This is a genomic window from Pantoea sp. Tr-811, from assembly GCF_011752535.1.
Lineage (GTDB): Bacteria > Pseudomonadota > Gammaproteobacteria > Pseudomonadales > Pseudomonadaceae > Aquipseudomonas.
Genome location: NZ_VWXJ01000033.1, coordinates 1 through 18,679 on the forward strand (window position 1 = coordinate 1; position 18,679 = coordinate 18,679).

Annotated in this window: 21 protein-coding genes; 8 read left to right on the forward strand and 13 right to left on the reverse strand. The window is 61.9% G+C overall.

What is annotated here, in order from left to right; genetic code table 11:
* Positions 1-240: 240 nt before the first annotated feature.
* The 5 genes from F3J44_RS28420 to F3J44_RS28440 form a co-directional block, all read right to left on the reverse strand.
* Positions 241-741: a methylated-DNA--[protein]-cysteine S-methyltransferase gene (locus tag F3J44_RS28420; RefSeq protein ID WP_167277808.1), complete on the reverse strand. Its 501-nt coding sequence runs from the start codon at positions 739-741 to the stop codon at positions 241-243.
* 84 nt (positions 742-825) lie between these two features.
* Positions 826-1,614 carry a lipopolysaccharide biosynthesis protein gene (locus F3J44_RS28425; protein WP_167277810.1) on the reverse strand — a complete coding sequence of 263 codons (789 nt, stop codon included), beginning with the start codon at positions 1,612-1,614 and terminating at the stop codon, positions 826-828.
* Positions 1,615-1,754: 140 nt separating this feature from the next.
* Positions 1,755-2,114 carry a hypothetical protein gene (locus F3J44_RS28430; RefSeq protein WP_205300232.1) on the reverse strand — a complete coding sequence of 120 codons (360 nt, stop codon included), beginning with the start codon at positions 2,112-2,114 and terminating at the stop codon, positions 1,755-1,757.
* A 119-nt stretch (positions 2,115-2,233) separates the two neighbouring features.
* Positions 2,234-2,602: a hypothetical protein gene (locus tag F3J44_RS28435; protein WP_167061134.1), complete on the reverse strand. Its 369-nt coding sequence runs from the start codon at positions 2,600-2,602 to the stop codon at positions 2,234-2,236.
* 525 nt (positions 2,603-3,127) lie between these two features.
* Positions 3,128-3,265 carry a hypothetical protein gene (locus F3J44_RS28440; protein WP_167061130.1) on the reverse strand — a complete coding sequence of 46 codons (138 nt, stop codon included), beginning with the start codon at positions 3,263-3,265 and terminating at the stop codon, positions 3,128-3,130.
* Positions 3,266-3,395: 130 nt separating this feature from the next.
* Between F3J44_RS28440 and F3J44_RS28445 the strand changes: the two genes are divergently transcribed.
* Positions 3,396-3,632 (forward strand): hypothetical protein, encoded by a 237-nt coding sequence (locus F3J44_RS28445; protein WP_167277811.1) that lies wholly within the window; start codon positions 3,396-3,398, stop codon positions 3,630-3,632.
* A gap of 25 nt (positions 3,633-3,657) precedes the next feature.
* Here F3J44_RS28445 and F3J44_RS28450 read toward each other — a convergent pair whose 3' ends face one another.
* Positions 3,658-3,987 carry a hypothetical protein gene (locus F3J44_RS28450; protein ID WP_167061125.1) on the reverse strand — a complete coding sequence of 110 codons (330 nt, stop codon included), beginning with the start codon at positions 3,985-3,987 and terminating at the stop codon, positions 3,658-3,660.
* A 97-nt stretch (positions 3,988-4,084) separates the two neighbouring features.
* On the reverse strand, positions 4,085-4,384 hold the full coding sequence (locus F3J44_RS28455; RefSeq protein WP_167277813.1) for a hypothetical protein: 300 nt from the start codon (positions 4,382-4,384) through the stop codon (positions 4,085-4,087).
* Between the two features lie 372 nt (positions 4,385-4,756).
* Between F3J44_RS28455 and F3J44_RS28460 the strand changes: the two genes are divergently transcribed.
* Together F3J44_RS28460 and F3J44_RS28465 are read left to right on the forward strand one after the other, a co-directional pair.
* Positions 4,757-4,939 (forward strand): type II toxin-antitoxin system Phd/YefM family antitoxin, encoded by a 183-nt coding sequence (locus F3J44_RS28460; RefSeq protein ID WP_167061119.1) that lies wholly within the window; start codon positions 4,757-4,759, stop codon positions 4,937-4,939.
* An 81-nt stretch (positions 4,940-5,020) separates the two neighbouring features.
* Entirely contained in the window at positions 5,021-5,341 is a 321-nt protein-coding gene (locus F3J44_RS28465) for a hypothetical protein (RefSeq protein WP_167061117.1), read from the forward strand.
* 49 nt (positions 5,342-5,390) lie between these two features.
* Here the strand turns inward: F3J44_RS28465 and F3J44_RS28470 are convergent, their stop codons facing one another.
* The 4 genes from F3J44_RS28470 to F3J44_RS28485 form a co-directional block, all read right to left on the reverse strand.
* Positions 5,391-6,332 carry a p-hydroxyphenylacetate 3-hydroxylase reductase component gene (locus F3J44_RS28470; protein ID WP_167277814.1) on the reverse strand — a complete coding sequence of 314 codons (942 nt, stop codon included), beginning with the start codon at positions 6,330-6,332 and terminating at the stop codon, positions 5,391-5,393.
* A 73-nt stretch (positions 6,333-6,405) separates the two neighbouring features.
* The gene (locus tag F3J44_RS28475; RefSeq protein ID WP_167061111.1) at positions 6,406-7,575 is read right to left on the reverse strand and encodes a p-hydroxyphenylacetate 3-hydroxylase oxygenase component; all 1,170 of its coding nucleotides are present in this window, start codon (positions 7,573-7,575) and stop codon (positions 6,406-6,408) included.
* Between the two features lie 177 nt (positions 7,576-7,752).
* A complete protein-coding gene (locus F3J44_RS28480; protein ID WP_167277816.1) occupies positions 7,753-8,358 on the reverse strand; it encodes a TetR/AcrR family transcriptional regulator in 606 nt (201 codons plus the stop codon).
* A gap of 11 nt (positions 8,359-8,369) precedes the next feature.
* Positions 8,370-9,587: a multidrug effflux MFS transporter gene (locus F3J44_RS28485; RefSeq protein WP_167277817.1), complete on the reverse strand. Its 1,218-nt coding sequence runs from the start codon at positions 9,585-9,587 to the stop codon at positions 8,370-8,372.
* 247 nt (positions 9,588-9,834) lie between these two features.
* Between F3J44_RS28485 and F3J44_RS28490 the strand changes: the two genes are divergently transcribed.
* From F3J44_RS28490 to F3J44_RS29680, 4 genes are all read left to right on the forward strand, one after another.
* On the forward strand, positions 9,835-10,098 hold the full coding sequence (locus tag F3J44_RS28490) for an RNA polymerase sigma factor (RefSeq protein ID WP_205300233.1): 264 nt from the start codon (positions 9,835-9,837) through the stop codon (positions 10,096-10,098).
* A complete protein-coding gene (locus F3J44_RS28495) occupies positions 10,091-11,050 on the forward strand; it encodes a FecR domain-containing protein (protein WP_167277819.1) in 960 nt (319 codons plus the stop codon). The genes F3J44_RS28490 and F3J44_RS28495 overlap by 8 nt, the downstream gene beginning before the upstream one ends.
* 73 nt (positions 11,051-11,123) lie before the next feature.
* A complete protein-coding gene (locus tag F3J44_RS30165; RefSeq protein WP_205300234.1) occupies positions 11,124-11,951 on the forward strand; it encodes a TonB-dependent receptor plug domain-containing protein in 828 nt (275 codons plus the stop codon).
* Positions 11,834-13,186, forward strand: a complete 1,353-nt coding sequence (locus tag F3J44_RS29680) for a TonB-dependent siderophore receptor (RefSeq protein WP_370526796.1) — start codon at positions 11,834-11,836, stop codon at positions 13,184-13,186. Before F3J44_RS30165 ends, F3J44_RS29680 begins: the two co-directional genes overlap by 118 nt.
* Before the next feature lie 195 nt (positions 13,187-13,381).
* Here F3J44_RS29680 and F3J44_RS28505 read toward each other — a convergent pair whose 3' ends face one another.
* Together F3J44_RS28505 and feaR are read right to left on the reverse strand one after the other, a co-directional pair.
* On the reverse strand, positions 13,382-14,869 hold the full coding sequence (locus tag F3J44_RS28505; protein ID WP_167277821.1) for an aldehyde dehydrogenase family protein: 1,488 nt from the start codon (positions 14,867-14,869) through the stop codon (positions 13,382-13,384).
* A 277-nt stretch (positions 14,870-15,146) separates the two neighbouring features.
* Positions 15,147-16,046, reverse strand: a complete 900-nt coding sequence (feaR, locus tag F3J44_RS28510; protein WP_167061101.1) for a transcriptional regulator FeaR — start codon at positions 16,044-16,046, stop codon at positions 15,147-15,149.
* A gap of 246 nt (positions 16,047-16,292) precedes the next feature.
* Here feaR and F3J44_RS28515 point away from each other — a divergent pair, with 246 nt between their 5' ends.
* A complete protein-coding gene (locus F3J44_RS28515) occupies positions 16,293-18,371 on the forward strand; it encodes a methyl-accepting chemotaxis protein (protein ID WP_167277822.1) in 2,079 nt (692 codons plus the stop codon).
* Positions 18,372-18,679: the final 308 nt, after the last annotated feature.

The following is an 18,679-nucleotide window of genomic DNA, read 5'->3' on the forward strand; positions in this document are numbered from 1 at the left end:
CTGGAACCCTGGGGCCGCTGCGCGCCCCATCGCGAGCTACGCTCGCTCCTACCAAGGCAGATCACAAATCCAGCGTGAGGCTTTGCCGGCCTTCCAAGGCCATTACCACCAGGCGCGCCCGCCCCCCTGTAGGAGCGAGCGCAGCTCGCGATGGGCTGCAAAGCAGCCCCGCCGTGAAGCTGAAACCCTGGGGCCGCTGCGCGCCCCATCGCGAGCTACGCTCGCTCCTACCAAGGCAGATCACAAATCCAGCGTGAGGCTTTGCCGGCCTTCCAAGGCCAACAGGTACTGCTTGGCCGGCAAGCCACCGGCAAACCCGGTCAGCCCGCCAGAGGCACCGATCACCCGGTGGCACGGGGCAATGATCGAGATGGGGTTACGCCCATTGGCGGCGCCTACGGCGCGCACGGCATTAGGGTTGCCAATCTGCCGGGCGATGTCGCTGTAGCTGCGCGTCTGGCCAAACGGGATGGTCAGCAAGGCTGACCACACCTGGCGCTGAAAATCGGTACCGGCGAAATCCAGCATCAGGTCGAACTGCTGACGCTTGCCGGCGAAGTATTCGCCCAGCTGAAGGGCAGTTTCGCGCAGGGTCGAGTGTTGGTCATCCCGGTGCAGCTCCCCGAGACGCACGCGGTTTTCCCGCTCCTCTTGCCATAACACCGCCGCCAGCCGCTCGCCACGGGCGACCAGGGTCAAGGTGCCGACGGGGGATTGCATCAGGGTGAATGCGCAGGACATCGGGGAATTCCACTACAGGCCAAGGTCAGCGCACTGTAGCGCCGCAGGGTTGGCGGCGCATCCGCTTTCTTGCTGTTGTTGTTTTCAGGCAGCGATGCGACGGGCTTCATCCAGGCCGATCTTTGGGATCAACTGCTCGGGAATCCTCGACTGCTGCGACAGGTTGTAAACCCGAAACTGCTCGTTGACCACCTGCTCGGCCATCAGTGTCAGGGACGGCAAGATACGGCTGCCCCAGTGCTGATCGAGGCCGCAGGGAGACACCTGGGCGTTGCCATCTTCGTAGAACCGCCCTGCCCCTTGGTCAAGATCGACCCCCACCAACAGCACCTGCTCAAACCCCAGGTGGTAGGCCAGTTGCAAGGCCACGAAGGCAACAGTGCGGGCATCGTAATAGCCGTTCGACATGTCCTTGCTGAACGCAATGGAACGCCCACGCTTGCTCCACAGCGCCCGGTTGCAGACGTGATGGCTGCCGCCCCCGCGCAGGCCATCCAGAACACCCGGGGTATCGGCCTTGTGCAAGGGGTAGCATTCGGTGCCACGGGGTACCGCGGCATCGGCGAACTGCTCGGGCCACAGGGCCAACCGCTGGCTCTGGCGCAAGGCAGTGGCGAATAGCTCGGGTTGCTGCTTGGGGAAGCTGGTGTCGGTGCACACGTAGAAAAACGGCCGAACACCGCAGGCGGCAGTCAGCGACACCGACCCATTCATGGCAATCACCGGCAGGTGGGCAAAATCACCCAACGGGAAATGCCGGGCTGAAGCACCCGACGCAAGAATCACCACGGGGCCTTTCTGGGTATTGCGACACGCCTCGAAACTGGAGAACGCCCCGCGTTCAGCACTGGGCTGCGACGGAAGTGTGTTCATCGATTGCTATCGGTAATGAGTGTTCAGAACAAAGTAACCAGCCTTTGGACAAGGCGTAGACAACTTTTACTTAACTTTACTCAATCCGACTGCATCGTCAGGTTTCGTACTGGCTAGCCGCCAGCACCCTTACCCAGCCTTCAATCGAGGCATTCCCGGGCGGCCATGCGCAATGCGTCTCCACTGAGGAAGCTGCCCCGGTAGAAGGTGGCACGGCTCCCCTTATGGAATTCCACAACCTCCAGTACCACATCAGAGGTAACCGCGCTGGGGGCGGTCAGGCGGTAACCGTGGGCAATCGATTTCTGCGTGGTTTGCGGTGCAATGGCCTGCCACTTGGGCAATACGCACGCGGCATATTCACTGGGCGATTTGGCTGTTTCCTTGCTGGCAGTCGGTTTACCAGGATTTGCACACGCCGCGAGGCTTGCGGCAAAAACAGCATAGAAGAAAATACGAAGAATTGGCATTTGCAATAAACCATCAGTGGCGTGGTGCATGTTAACGGTACTTGAAAAAAAGCACTAACCCACCAAAGTCTTGCAAGGGTTTCTCCTATGAAAAGCCCGCGTTCGGGCGCGGGCTTTTGGGTCAACGTCATGTTCCAAGTTGCGCCAGATCAGGCCTTGGAACACATCAGCGCAGCATCGAGCAATCGCCCATGGTCATACCAGGCATCACGCTGGTAAGCCGTGAACTGATGCTGCGTGCCCGTACCGCGAACTTCGACCAGGCCGTTGGCTTTATCAGGGTCGGTACTGTCGACGAACAACCTCACCGCGCCGGCATCATCCACTTCATAGACCTTGGCATTGCCAGGTAACTCGCCTTTTACGCAACCCAAATAAGCGGGCGCGCTTCTTTCGGTTATTCCGGATGTAGAATCATGGCCATCACGCACATCCGGGTTCTGCGCGCACCCTGACAACAACAGGGTGGCAAACGCTGACAGCATGATTGCACCTGCAACCGATCTTGAACTTTTCACGCGACACGCTCCTGCTGCCCCCTTCATCAAGGTTGGAAAGCGAAGCCCGATGCCCTTTTTTGTTATGGGTGTTCTGTCACCTTAGTATCGCTGGATAATGGCAGAACGGTATTCTCGTTTTTCATAATAGAAGAGCCCGCTTGCGCGGGCTCCCGTTGATATATGCGTGCAGCAAGGGCCGAATTAACGCGGGCCGCCGCCATGCATGCCACCCATGCCCATGCCAGGGCCGCCATGGCCACCACCGTGCCCGCCGCCACCGCCGGGTGGCATGAACATCCAGCAACCCGAAAGCGCAGAAATCAGAGTAGCGACTACTGCGGCGCGCAAAACGTGATTCAACTTCATTACAACACTCCGAAAACAGGATCTGATGCCCGCCTGACGCTTGGCCGGGCAGCGAGGCGATTGTAGAGGCCGCCTTCATCCGTTCGGGTGAGCTTTTCCAATTCTTTACAGTTTGTACAGGGTGCGCCACCCTTCCGGCACACCCTGCTAGCAGACCGACATCAAGCCGTCCAGGCTTCACCAGCGGCGATAGTCCTGCCCATGGTGATCATCGTAATAGTGCCGATGGTGCCAGCCATCATGCCAATACGGCCAACATCCACTGAGCAGCAACACGCCAGACAAGATAACAACCCAAGCGGCTTTACGTTTCATGTGAGTACCTCCGGCCAGGCGAAGCGTGGCCCTGCGTATCATTTGACTGCGCAGAAATGGGAGGTTCATGGAACTCATGGGTGCCCGTGAAGTTTCATGTAGGAGAACCCCACGCCATCGGAGGTAACGCATGTCGATTCGCAGCCTGGCCAGAAACCTTCCAGCAGACCCCGACAAACCAGGCTGGGTACTCGGCTGGGGAGTGCTCAGGGACCGCCACCCCTGGCACTTCGTGGATGTCTATGCCGACCAGCAGACCGCCCAGGCCGAGGCGCAACGGCGCGGCGAGGGCTATGTCGTCGAATACGGCACGCACCGCCTAGGCTCGGATGCGTTCATTTGCGGTGTAACGCCGCCTGAAGGATGAGATACCAGGGCTGCCTTGCAGCCCCTTACTTGTAGAGCCGCGAGCCTTTCCTTGGCAGCCGTTCAGGCCTTTTGTCCGCAGGCGGCGCAAAGGTCGTGCCTACCCATGCCTGAGCACGCTGCAGGGCCCACGCCATGGCAGCCGACAGTGTTTGCCCATCGCATTGCGGATAATGCTCTTCGAGCAGCATCACACCCTTGTCGCCATAAATGCCGAAGAACAACTGGGTGATGTTCTGTGGTGAGAGCCGCACCTGAATATTAATCAATTTACCGCAGGGCAGGCGTTCGTCGTAGTTGCGAAAATGCAACGCCGGGTCGGCCCAGTCCCAATAAAGCTTGCCGCGAGCGCGCATGGCTGGACCTTCAACAAGTGGAAGAGGTTTGACTGTCCGGTCAGCGTACAGGAAAAAAGCCAAATAACCAGCGTCAAAATACCTTCGCCACAAACTTTTACATCTCGTGGGAAAACCGCCCGGCTGCCGGGCCACAGTCCCTGGCCACCTGCTTCGCACGCGCCACACCCCAGGCCAATGCAGTTGTCATGGACTCCCCCGGCCTCGACTCGAAGGACTCTTCAAGCAGTGCCATGCCAGCAGGCGCGTAGACGCCTATGAACATCTGGGTAATGCCTGTTCGCGACAGGCGTACCTGAACATCGATGAATGTTCCATCGCCAAGCGTTTCGTCATGAGTGCGGTGATGCAGGGTTGGGTCAGCCCATGTCCAGAAGACATCACCACGAATTCTCATTCCACTCTCCTACGACTTTAGTATTAATCAAACGCTTAACTGCCACCATAGCGGGCGTGGCTGGATGCGCAAATCAATGCCATCGAAGGATTAAAAGAGTCGGACCGACGGTTGGATCCATTTAACAAAACGCGGCCGGCAGGGTGCTTGCGGATTCACCGTTAGCTGGCGCGAGCGCTAGCCCGTAGGCATAACCGTTGCGCCAAGCACCGCTAAACTGAAAAATCTATGCCTTGGTGGCCAAGATATCAGCAACATTAGAAAGCACATTTCTCCTCGCGCGCATCATCATATTGCACAGCCTGCCGCCCTACCTCGGCGCCATGCCTACGGGTGTTATCCCACCCTTGAATCTCCCAAAAGGAATCTATCGTGCACCAGGTGAAATACGACCTCCCCGAGGCCCAGACAAGCCTTGAGTTCATTCTTGAACAAGTGATCTACGGAACGGAGGTGGTGATTGTGCGCAACGGTATCGAAATTGCGCGGCTCACCGCGGTGGAGGGGTTGAACAACCGTGCAACCACAGTAATGGCGGCCCCCTACGAACAATGACGCCTCTTTCGCCAGCAGATAACGCAAACCCTCAAGGTCAGCTAAAATTCTGCTGAGTACAAACACCATGAGATGAACATCATGCTAAAACAAGAAGCGGATGAGGTGATTGAGCGCATAAGGGACGACCTGAAGCGACATGGCGTACTGATTGGCTATGACACCGAGTTTACCGGCGCTGAATTCGGCTGCGACCTGGACTATCAGGAGGCTCAGGTCAGAGACGACCCGGAAAAGCGTGTCATGTGCATCGTGATACATGACGAAGGCTTGTGGGCTCAGCTTCGACAGGGGTCTGTCCATCGCTGCGTGGTCAGTGAGTGTGGCGGGAAGCTTTTCGGTATGCCGGTGACTATAGAGCCGAGAACCGATGAGTCCTACACCATTGAGTACAGGCGCTAGGTTTAGGCCGGGTAGTCTGCTTGGCGCACTACCCGGCTGAACCCGTTTATCAGCCGCGAATAACGGCCTTCAATACCTCTTTGAACGTCTCGACCTGTTCCTTGCTGAACTGACCAAACACTTTCTCTTGCTGCTCAGCGGCAATGGTCCACAGCGCTTCTGTGTCATCGACACCTTTGACCGTCAACCGAACACATTCGCCAAAATCCTCCACCAGGCCTTTGCGCTTCAAGTTAGCCACGGCTTCCTCGATCTCCCGGGCAGGCATCGCAACTTCCCGCTGCAGGTCGGCAAGGCCCAGGCCTGCGTCGTTCTCAAGCACCATCAGCATGCGCGCCTCACTGGTGCGCAGGCCGGTCGACAGTTGGCGCGGCTGGTAACTGGCCTGGTAGGCACGCAGCGCTTGGGTCATCAGGTAATACAGGTTGTGGCTCAACCGGCCCTGGAAGTGGCTGCTGGGCGCCTGGCCTTCGTCGCGCTTGGTCATGCGCGTGTGCGGCAGCACCATCGAATAGGCGCCCTGGTGATAGAGCAGCGGCGCGCGGCCAAGGTCGTCGAATGCCACCACCTTGCCCACCAAAATCCAGTGATCGCCACCATCGAGTTGCTGGTACTTCTCACAATGGAACCGCGCAGCGCAATCTTCCAGCACCGGTGCCCCGCCAGCGCCTGCTTCATGGGCGATGCCTGCGAAGCGGTCATCCCGCGGCCGGGCGAAATTATTGGACACGTCGATCTGGTCGGCTGCCAGCACGTTGACCGCAAAATGCGACGCGGCTTCAAATACCTCATGGCTGGTCGAGCGCTTGTCGATGCTCCACAGGATCAAGGGCGGATCCAGCGATACCGAGTTGAAACTGTTGGCGGTCACGCCTACCTGGCGCCCGTCTGCGTCGCGGGCCGTGACAACGGTCACCCCAGTGGCGAAGTTACCCAGGGCGCGGCGGAATGCGCGCGCATCGAATTCAAGTGCTTGGCTTTCAGTAGACATGCAAGACTCCCAAGCAAGCCACCCAGGGCTTGCTCTGATTGTTGTTATGGGCAGTTGGGGCGTTGAAGGGTATTCAGACCATCGCAGGGTCGGGCTCCAGGCCCATCAGTTCACGGCCAAGAATCTGTGCGCAAACGTCGTAATCGGAATAGGCATGGGCACCGGTCATGTGGGCGTCGCGGAACAGGCGCTGCAGTTCATTGCTTTCGAACCAGGCACCACCGCCCGCCGCTTCCATCAACCGGTCTACCGCCTGGATGCACATCTTGGTGGCGTAGCCCTGGTTGGTGCGCCAGAACGCCAGTGTGCCGCGGCTTGGGTACTCATGGCGCTCACTGTGTTCGGCGATCTCGTTCCAGCTTTTCTCAAGCAGCGCCCGTGCCGCTGCCACCTGGTGCGTGGATTCTGCCAGGCGCATCAGTGCCGGGGTCGCCGCGCCAACCGCCGCGCCGGTGTAGGCGCGAACACGGTTCTTGGTCTTCTCGCGGAACACGTCGAGCATGCGCTCGGCAACGCCCAGGCTGATGGTGGAGAAGCCACTGGCGAAGTAGGGGCGGTAAGGTGCATAGAAAATCTTGCTGTCCGGGTAGAGGCCGAAGCCTGCGGACTTACCTTCCATCATGTCCTTGGCTTTCTGGATACGGTGCTCAGGAACGAAGGCATTTTCAACGATCAGCGTCTTGCTGCCGCTGCCGCGCATGCCAATGGCGAACCAGTCGTCACGGATCTGGTAGTCACTGCGCGGAAGGATGGCGAAGCAGTAGTCCTGGGTGCCTTCGGCATTTTTGCGGCGGAACCCCAGAATGGCCCACTCGGCGTGGTCACACCCCGAGCTCCAGCCCATTTCACCACTGAAGGTCACCCCACCCGGCACTTCCTCCGTGCGCCCAAACGGCGCGATGCTGCTGCTGGCAGTTGCGTCGGGGTCGCGGCCCCACACTTCCTCCTGAAGCTTGGCCGGGAACATCGCCATCTGGTGGGAGTGGGTGCACAGCAGGCTCATGGCCCAGGCAGTGCTGGCACAGGAACCGGCAAGCACGGCGATGCACTGGGCAAACTCAGGCAATGAAATCTCCATGCCGCCGAATTTTTTCGGCAAGAAGGCGCGGTGCATGCCAATGCCCTTGAGCAGGGCGATGTTCTCGGCCGGCACGCTACGGTCTTTTTCCGCCTGCGTGGCATTGGCTGCAATGGCAGGCAGCACAGCCTTCAGGTCTTCCAGCAGCGGGTTGGACTTTTTCATGGATGGTCTCTTTATTATTGGAAAATTCGTTCCAGGCGCCTGATCGCCTCACCCTGTTTGCCAGGGGCCGATCAGCCAGCCGTGTACTTGATGACCCATCCAGTATGTGAGCGCGGCCCCGCCGCTGAAATGCACGTTACGAGCGGAAAATTGTACTTTCCATGAGGTCCCTTTCCATCACACCAACTGCGCTGTTGCCGCGTTCATCGCCCAGCGATACAAGCCGGTAAAGGCGTCAAGGCGACGGCGGTAGCCTTCGTCGTTCCCGTAGATCAGCTCAACCGTCAAGCTGTCGATGACCGCCATGTAGGCATCCACCAGCCAGGCGTCCAGTTCAGGCGCAAGCCGCTGCTGCCCCACCACGCACGCTTCGGTGAAACAGCCACGCAGCACCTCCAGGTAGCCATCGAAGCCGGACATCACGGTGGTTCTCAGCGCATGGGGCGGGTAGAACGCCGCCCTCAATAAAAAGCGCAGCGAGTCGTTTTGCGTGTAGCGATCGCGCAGCTCGAACCAGTAAGCCTCACCGGGCACACTGTTCACCTGCGGGGCCTTGGAAAAATGCGTGCGCACATAGGTGATTTCCGCTTCCAGGGCCATCTCAAGCGCGGTGACGTACAGCGCATCCTTGCTGGGAAAATGGGCGTACAGCGAGGCTTTCTTCAGGCCCGCCAACACCGCGATGTCATTCATGGAGGCCGCGTCATAGCCATGTTCGGCAAAATGGTTGAGCGCCAGATGGGCGATCCGGTCAGCCGCTGCGCTCAAATCTTTCAAAGCCATGCTTCCTCCACTCAATGTTCAGCAAGATTGTAAGTGTCTGCATCCGAAGCCGGTACGCTGACTTTGGTAAGCACGCACACCACCACCGCGCTGGCCGCCAGCAATGCCGCCCACGCCACCGGGCCCTGTTGCACGATCAAGCCGGCAAGCGGTGTGGCCGTGGAGGACAAAGACAGCTGGAATGCCCCCAGCAAGGCTGCGGTTGAACCCAGCGCCGTGTCCTGCGATGACATCACCAGGGACATCAGCGTGGACTCGGCGATACCCAGGCCGAACAGCGCGATAGCCATCCCGGCCACAACCCCCACCAGGCCCACCCCAGTGGCCGTGCACACCAGCGAAACCGTTGCACCGAGGGCCATGCAGAGCACGCCCAGCATCGACAGCTTGCCAAGGCCAAGGCGGCTCACCATTTTACCCGCGACCATGGCGCCCAGAATGATGGTGATACCCGTAGCACCGAACAGCAGCCCGAATTGCTGGGCAGTCAGACCGTAGCTTTCCTGGTAAACCAACGTCGCACCGCCGATGTAGGCAAACAGGAAGAAGAACACCCCCGACACCGCCAGGGCTGGCAGCAGAAATGCCCGGTCCCTGGCAATCGCCAGGTAGGTTCTGCAGGCCGCGCCAACGCTCAATGCCACGCGCTTACCAGGCGCCAGCGTCTCTGCAAGTGCAACCCAGCTGTTGAGCAGAACGATGATCCCCAGGGCAGCCAGTACCAGCATCACCGCCCGCCAACCGAAGTGCGTGTCGATGAAGCCACCCGCCGCCGGGGCCAGGATCGGGGCAACGCCCTCGATGGTCATCAACATGGCAAACAGTTTGGCGGCGGCAACGCCCGTGCTGATGTCGCGCACCATGCTCATGATGACCACCAGGGTCAGTGCGCTGCCCAGGCCTTGCACGAACCTGAACCCGATCAGCATGTCCAGCGACGGCGCCCAGGCGGCGCCGAAGGCGCACAAGGTGAACATTGCCAGCCCGACCAGCAGCGGCCGGCGCCGGCCGTAAGCATCGACCACAGGCCCGAACACCAACTGCCCTGCGCCCATGGCCAACAGGAAGAACGTCAGGGTCAGTTGCACACTGGCAAAGCTCGTATCAAATTCACGGGCGATCTCTGGGAGGCTCGACAGGTACATGTCGACGGCCGATGGCCCCAGGGCACCGATCAATCCCAACGCTACCGCGATGCGAACTGGCACGCGGGTGGTGACTTCACTCATGACAACGCCTCTAAGAAACAAATCGTAAATCTATGATTTAACTAATAACCCTGTAGGGGCGGGCTTGCCCCGCGAACACCGGCGCAGCCGGTGCCATGCACCGCGTCGCCTGCTTCGCGGGGCAAGCCCGCTCCTACAAGGAAGCAAACCTACCGACCGGTCGGTAGAGTTCGTGGGCGATGCTATTTACAGCCAAGTCAAGAGTCAAGAAGCCCAAACTAGGAATGCCCCAGCATTTTGTAACGGAATGAGAGAAGTTTGCTGCCCGCCGCCGGGGGGACGTGCCAGGCATGAAGAAATCCTGCAGGCCATCGAACTGCTGGAACGTATCGACCAGGCCCTTTCACGCATGAAACCCAGGGTGCGAGAAACCTTCATCCTGCGCCACCTTGACGGCTTGGCCCAGGATGACATCGCCCGCCACCACGGCATCTCGGTGAGGACCGTACAGGCCGACCTGGTCGAAGCCATGCTGGCGTGCGACGCTGCAATGGAGGTGAACGGTGGCTGAGCACACGGCCCATTCAGCCCTGCGCGAGGCCGCGCAATGGCTGGTGCTGCTCGACAACCAGGCCGACGCGCAATTACAGGCGCAATTCCAGGCCTGGGTGAACGCAGCCCCTGAACATGCCGCCGCGGTGGCTCGCCTGCAGGGGCGCATGGGGGCATTGCAGCAACTCCCCGGCCAAGCGGCAGGCAAGGCCCTGCGCCGCGCACCACGGGCGCCCAGGCCCAGCAGCGTGCAGGCCCTGGCCTTGGCGCTGGCACTGGTTCCAGCGGCGTGGCTCACCACCACGGGCTGGCAACAGGGGTATTGGCTGGCGGACCTGAGTACCTCCGGGGGCAGCTGGCTTGACCGCCGGCTGGATGACAACAGCCAGATCCACCTGGACGGGGGCTCGGCGGTGAACGTGCGCTTCGACGCACGCGAGCGAAGAATCGAATTGCTGCGGGGCGAAGTGCTGGTCGATGTGGCCAAGGACCCGCGCCCGTTCCTGGTGGTCACAGCCCACGGCAGTGTCCGCGCCCTTGGCACGCGCTTTACGGTGGAACGCCAGGGCGACACCACGCAAGTGACCATGATCGAATCGACCACCGCCATCAGCAGCGCAGGCCACGCGTTGAACCTGACCGCCAACCAGCGTGTGCGCCTTGACGCAACAGGCCCAGGCGAGGTTGAGCAGGTGCAGGCAGGCACCCTTGAGCAGGCCTGGCACCAACACCAGTTGCTGGCAGAGGACCAGCCGCTGAGCGAGGTGCTGACCCGCCTGTCGAGGCACTACCCTGGCCTGCTGTGGATCGATCACGGCGCCCTGGCCGGGCTGCAGGTCACGGTCATGTTGCCGCTGGATGATCCGCGCCAGGCACTGCGGCCGCTAGAGCGTACCTTGCCGATCCAGGTCAGCCAGTACACCCCCTGGGTAACCCGTGTGACCCTCAAGCCAGGGTCGAGGAACAAATAATTTCACGTTTGATTTCGTGTTTTCGAACGCCGTCCGTCCTCCTCTGGCCAACACCATCAGGAGTATCGAAAACATGAAGTCGCCGTTTCGCGCGCTACCGCGCTCTGCTTCGCGCAGCCTCTATCTGGCCGTGCGTCTGGGGCTTTGCACCGCACCGCTAGTGGTGCCTGCCGGCGCCCTGGCCGAGCAACGGGTGCAGCGCTATGACATCGCGGCAGGCCCCCTGGGAGAAGTCCTGAGCCACTACGCCCAAGCCTTGGACCTCGCGCCAATCACCATCTCCGGCAGCCCGGCAGGCGCAACCACCGAAGGCACCGGGTCGTACACCACGGGGTCGACCAATACGGCGACCAAGCTCGCCCTGAGCCTGCGCGAAACACCGCAGTCGGTAACGGTGATCACGCGCAAGAAGATGGACGACCAGAACGTGCAGAACCTGGACGACATCGCACGCACCGCCACCGGTATCACCCTCACCAAGATCGGCACCGACCGCTCGACCTATTACGCGCGCGGCTTCGAAATCAGCGACCTGCAATACGACGGTATTCCGACCAATATTTCGGAAAACTACTCCATGGACGTCATGTCCACCTCGAACATGGCCCTTTATGACCGCGTCGAAGTGGTGCGCGGCGCCAACGGCCTGATGCAAGGCACGGGCAACCCGTCAGCGGCGATCAACCTGGTGCGCAAGCGCCCGACTCAGGACTTTCGCCTAGGGGCGGAACTTGGTGCAGGCTCCTGGGACAACTACCGCAGCCAGGTCGATATTTCCGGACCATTGACCGCCACCGGCAACCTGCGCGGCCGCGCCGTGGCCCCTTGTCCCGCTCCACCAACCTCAACGGTAAATGGGCCCACCTGGACCGCAACAACTACACGCTGTTCGGCGATGTGACCCACCGTTTTGACAACGAGTGGAAGCTGACCCTGGCCATGAACGCGATCTGGTCGAACGCCGACTTCCTGTCCGCGTACCCAAGCCGGGTATCGGGCGACAATTATCGCATGACCGTCTCCCAGGCCGACTACGAGGACACCCAATTCGCCCTGGACCTCTACGCCACCGGGCCCTTCGAGCTGTTCTGGCGCAAGCACCAACTGATGCTGGGGGCCAACAGCCGCCAGGACGAGTTCGACGCGGTAATCAAGAGCGCCACCAACAACCCGACGATCACCATCACCGGCTTCGACTACAGCGCCCTGCCCGCCCCGATCCTCAACGCGATTGGCGCGGACTACCACTACACGCGCAAGGAACGCGGCCTCTATGGTGCCACGCGCTTGAGCCTCACCGATGACCTGAGCCTGATCCTCGGCACGCGGGTGAGTTGGTCGGACTACAAAGTGGCCAGTCCCTACACCAATGACCAATACCGGGAAAATGGCCGGCTGGTGCCCTATGCCGGGGTGGTACTGGACCTGGACAAGCACCACACTTGGTATGCCAGCTATACCGAGATCTACAAGACGCAAAGTTACTACGGTGTCGGCAACACCTTGCTTGACCCGATCGAAGGCGAAAACTACGAGACCGGGATCAAGGGTGAATACTTCGATGGCCGCCTGAACACGTCGCTGGCCATTTTCCAGACCGACCTGGAAAACATGCCCGAGGCACTGTCGGTGTCGCCCACCTGCGGCGTGACGGGCACCAGCAAGTGCTATGAAGCCGGCGCAAAAGTGCGCAACCGCGGCTTCGAACTGGAGATTTCCGGCGAACCCCTGGAGAACTGGAACGTCAGCGCCGGGTACACCTACAGCGATCCTGAGTATGTGGCCGGCAGCAGCAAGGGCTCGGACTACTACCGCAAGATCCCGCGTCGCCTGCTCAAGGTGTCGACGGACTACCGTTTGCCCGGTGCCCTGGACCAATGGCGCGTGGGCGGCGATGTGTATGCCCAGAGCCGCACCGCAGCCGATGTCAGCGGGTACACGATCAAGCAAGGCGGCTACGCCTTGCTCAACCTGCATGCCCATTATCAGATCAACCAGCAGTTCAGCGTGCAGTACAACCTCAACAACGTACTGGACAAGGTCTACTACCAGTCCCTGCCCACCTCCAACAACTTTGGTGGCCTGTACTTCGGTGACCCGCGTAACTTCGCAGTCACCTTACGCTACCAATACTGAACGCCATATTTTGCGCCGCTCCCCCCGCCCTCGTAGGAGCGAGCGCAGCTCGCGATGGGCTGCAAGGCAGCCCCGGCATCCTGTGCCGCAAAGCCGAAAACCCGGGGCCGCTACGCGCCCCATCGCGAGCTATCGCTCGCTCCTACCCTATCTCTGGAGGGGCTGCCATCTGCGTGCAGGTGCCTCACCAGAGGCTTAGAAGCGCATCATCACCGACTTGAGCTCGGTATAGTCGTCAATGAACGCACTGCCGAACTCCCGCCCGATGCCCGAGCCCTTGACCCCACCAAATGGCACCGCCGGGTCGAGGAAGGTGTGCATGTTGACCCACACCGTGCCCGCCTCGATACGCGGAATCAGGCGCATGGCCTTGGCCAGGTCGTTGGTCCACACACTGGCGCCAAGGCCGAACGGCGAATCGTTCATCAGCCGCACCAGTTCATCCTCGTCGTCGAATGGCAGCACGGTGACGATTGGGCCGAAGGTTTCTTCCTGCAGGAACGGGTCGTGCTCGTCCAACGCCTTGAGCAAGGTCGGCTGCACGAAGTAGCCCGGCCCCGGCAGCGGCTGGCCACCGCAGATCACCTGGCCGCGCGCATTGGCCTGGGCGAAGAAGCCAAGGATCTTGTCATGGTGCGCCTTGTTGGCCAACGGCCCGAACTGGGCCGCCTCGTCCAGCGCACCACCCACCTTCAGCGCGCCCAGGCGCTCGGCCAGCCTGGCGCAGATCGCGTCGACTTTGCTGCGGTGGATGTACAACCGCTCAGGGGCCGCGCACACCTGCCCCTGGTGGACATAGGCAGTTTGCAGAATGCCCTCGACCGCCGCATCGACATCCACGTCGGCCAGGAATGCCGCCGGGTTCTTGCCACCCAGCTCCAGGGTGACCCGGGTCAGGTTGGCGCTGAGCGCAGCCTTGCCCACCGCCACCCCAGTGGGCACGGAACCGGTGAACGAGACTTTGGCGATGCCGTCGTGGCCAATCAGTTGCTGGCCAATGCGCCCGCTGCCATTGACGATATTCAGGGCGCCTGCCGGAATGCCGGCCTGCACCGCCAGCTCGGCAATGCGCAGCAGCGACAAGGGCGTGAACTCGCTGGGCTTGAGCACGATGGTACAGCCGCAGGTCAAGGCCGAGGCGATCTTCCAGATACCGATCATCAGCGAGAAATTCCACGGGGTGATACCCGCGACCACCCCCACCGCTTCACGCCGGGTGAACGCCGCATACTGCTCGCCCTGGAACGAGGGCAGCGACGGGGTCATGGTCTGCCCGTGGATCTTGGTCGCCCAGCCTGCGAAATAGCGCAGGAACACCACGCTCTGGGGCACTTCCAGCTGCCGGGTCAGGTGAATCGACTTGCCCGAGCTCAGCGACTCCAGTTGCGCCAGTTCCTCACCATGGGCCTCGATCAGGTCGGCCAGGCGGTTCAGTGCCACGCCGCGCAGGTAAGGCGTGGTGCTGCCCCAGTCGCCTTGGAAACAGTTGCGCGCCGCATCGATTGCCCGCTCCACCAGTGCCTCGCTGGCGTGGGATACCTGGGTCAATACTGCAGCGGTTGAGGGGTTGAACACGTCGAAGCGCTCGGCGCCGGCCTCTCTGACCGGGTGGCCGTCGACGAAACTGCCGGGGTTGCTGTCGAGAAAACGCTGCACGCTGGCAAGCAGGGGAATATCGCTCATGCCATCAGCCCTCGAACTGGCCCATGCCGCAGAAATCCGCGGTACATTTCTTCAGCACACCCTCGATATCGTGGGCTTGGCAGCTTGCCTGCAATTGCTGGACGACGTGTGCGACAGACATGTCAACTCTCCTGTGACCGTTACGGTAGTGGGCGTTGTTGCCCCAGGCCTTGAGTCTGCAACAACGCCCCTGACCGTTCAGGTTCACCCCTGCCACATTTTGGCTCGTGCCTGCCAGCGCCAGGCCTGCAACGCCGGCAAGGCGGTCGGCCCTCGCCTACTGCCCCTGGCTGCGATAGCTGCGCGGTGTTACCCCCAGTTGTTTCTTGAAGGTTTTGGAGAAATGCGCAGAGTCGGCAAACCCCCAGCGGGTGCCGATGTCGGTGATCGAGCGGTGGCCATAGGCTGGGTTGCGCAAATCCTGGGCGGCCTTGAGCAGGCGCTCGCGCAGGATGTAACGGCACACGCTGTCGCCGCTGGCCTCGAACAGGCGGTACAGCTGGCGGCTGGAAATGCCCAGCTCCTGCGCCAATGCGGCCGGGGTCAGGCGCGCTGAGTCCAGGCGCTGCAGAATCAGCGATTGCACCTCGTGCAGGTACAGCCCGGGCGAGCTGTCGCGTGCCCGATACTCCAGCACCGAGCCTAGCAGCCCCAGCAACGCGGCCTGCAGGCCGTCGCCGTCTTCGGCGCAGGCCCATTGCTCAAGCTCGCCCTCGGCCACCTGGCGCACCATGCTGGCAAGCAACTGCCCGCACGCACCGGCGGTGGAAAGCTTGCCGAAACGGCTCTGGTCACAGTTTTTCAGGCGCTCGCGCGGCAGGTGGATGGACACGTGCGAGAACAGCCCGCGCGGGACCATCTTCATGGCCTGCGCCGAGTCGAGCAGTGCCATGTCGCCCTCGCGCAGGTCCATCACCTGGTCGCCCAGTTCGATGGACATTTCCCCGTGGTGTTGTAACACAAGGAAACAATGTGGGTCGTTGTCCCGCCCCGCCTCACGCCCTGAGCGAGCGATCGCATTGGCATTGCTGCGGATGTGCGCCACCCGCGTACTGCCTAACAATGCGGGCCGAAAATCCCCGATGAAAAGGCTCTGGCAGTGGTCATAGCGGGTTTCGAAGCGCCCGCAAATGGCGTGGACACTCTCATTCCAGACAGACATTGCATGACCGCTCATGAATCACCTCTATCGAAAACACGCGCCACAATAGTGCAGTATTCACGTGATTTTGGGTAACAAAAACCCGGTTGCACGATGGGCAAGCACATACCGCGCCACTTTGCTCGGCGGTGAATTTGTCCGAGCCTGCCGTACCCTTGTGCCGGCTTGCCAAAGGCACCTGCAGTGATGGGGTTTGTCGCCCGGCCCCGGTAGCCTGCGACAACGCCCGGCACTGCATAAAACAAGAAAGGAACCCCGCCTTTGAGCATTCAGAACAAGATCATCCTGCTGGCCAGCGCCTGCCTGGTCACGGTCGTCGGCCTGTTGGCAGGGCTTTCACTGGAACAGCGGCGCGGTGACGCGCAAACCATCGTCGACACCTCCAGCGCCCTGCTGCGTGCAGCCGCCCAGGACAACCTGCACGCTGAAGGCCAGGCCCAGGCCCTGCACCTGCAGCAACGCTTCGGGCAGGCCTACGAGTTCGCCCAAGGCATGGCCCGGCAAGTACTGCACCTGCGCACCCAGGCCGGTTCCGACCTTGCGGCCTCCCGGCAACTGCGCCAGACCCTGGCCCAGGTACTGCGCGAGGCGATTGGCGAGCGCCACGACCTGCTCGGCCTGTTCGTCGCCTTCGACCGTAATGCCCTGGACGGGCACGACGCCGCCTTCGTCGACCAGCCTGCCCTGGGCAGCAACGACAGCGGCCGCTTCACCCTCTACTGGCTACAACCGCAACCCGGCCAGTTCCAGGCAGTGCCAGGCACCGAGGCGCTACTGGCCAACGGTACGCCTGGGCCGACCGGTGCGCCCTTCAATGCCTTCTTCACCTGTTCACGGCAAAGTGCCCGGCCCTGTGTGCTGGAGCCGTATCTGGACGACTCCAGTGGCACGCCACACCTGGTCACCAGCGTTACCGTGCCACTGATCGTCGAAGGCCGGGTGCTCGGCGTGCTGGGGCTGGACATCAGCCTGGATGCGCTGCAGGACACGGCCAGCGCGACAAGCGCCGCGCTCTACCAGGGCCAGGGCGCGCTGTCGGTCATCAGCCCCACCGGCGTTGTGGCAGCCGACAGCGCCAACCCGCAACGGCTGGGCAAGGCCGCGCACGATCAGGCAGTTGCCGATAGCGCGCAACTGGCCGTGCAGGTGCCCATCCAGCCGATCGCCGATGCCCAGCCCTGGCACGTTCAGGTCAGCGTACCCCGCCGGGTGCTGGAAGCGCCGGTGCTGGCGATGCAGCAACAGATGCAGGCGCAACAGGTGCGCAGCCTGGCCAGCGAAGTTGCCCTGGGCCTGCTGTTGGCGGTGGTCGGTATCGTGATGATGGCCTGGGCCGCGCGCAGCGTCACCCGGCCGATCCTGCGCGTGGCCGCCCTGCTCGATGACATCGCCGATGGAGAAGGCGACCTCACCCGGCGCCTGGCGTACCCGCGCCGCGATGAACTGGGCCGCCTGAGCGCTGCCTTCGACCGCTTTCTCGACCGCCTGCAGCCGGTGATTGCCCAGGTGCAGCAGGCGGTGCACGAAACGCACGGCTCCGCCGACCAGTCCCAGCGCATCGCCAGCCGCACCAGCCAGGGCATGCGGCAGCAGGTGGAGGAAATCGAGCAGATGGCAACCGCCCTGCACGAAATGTCTGCCACCGCCCAAGCCGCCGCCCACAATGCGGCCCAGGCCGCTGATGCTGCACGCCACGCCGAACGCGCCACCGGCAGCGGCGTGCAGGTGATCGAACGCTCCACCCAGGGCATTGGCGAACTGGCCGCTGGCATGGGCGATGCCATGCAGCGCCTGCAGACACTGGCGGCCAGCAGCGAGCAGATTGGCTCGGTGCTTGACGTGATCCTCGCCATCGCCCGGCAGACCAACCTGTTGGCGCTCAACGCGGCCATCGAGGCCGCGCGCGCAGGTGATGCCGGGCGCGGCTTCGCGGTGGTGGCCGACGAAGTGCGCGGGCTGGCCCAGCGCACCCAGGCATCGGTGGAAGAAATCGCGGTGGTGATCGACAACCTGCGCGAAGGCACCCGTGATGTCACCGCCGCCATGCAGCACAGCAACAGCCAGGCCCACCACAATGTCGAACAGACCCGCCAAGCCCTGGTGGTGCTGGAAGAGATTCGCCAGGCCGTGGGCATCATCACCGACATGAACGTGCAGATCGCCTGCGCAGCCGAAGAGCAGAGCAGCGTTGCCGAAGAGATCAACCGCAATGTCGAGGCAGTGCGCACGGTCGTTACCACGCTGTCGGGCCAGGCCGAGCAATCATCGGCCATCAGCCAGCAACTCAATGGATTGGCCATGCGGCAACAAGGCTTGATCCAGCGCTTCAAGGCCTTGTAGGAGATAACCCAGCCCTCGCGGGCTGCGCTGTCGCGCAGGGAACCGTGCCAGCAGCCGCGCCGCAATGCGTGGGTGCCCAAAAATGCGATACGCGAACACCGGCGCTTGACCTACACCACAACCCTGGGCTGCCGATCAAGCGCCCATCTCCAGGCCAGCGCCGCCCCGGTAGGAGCGAGCGCAGCTCGCGATGGGGCGCGCAGCGGCCCCAAGGTTTCAGCCTCGCGGCTCATAGTGCTGGGGCTGCTTTGCAGCCCATCGCGAGCTGCGCTCGCTCCTACAGGATTCACCGTTAAATCAGATGGTTA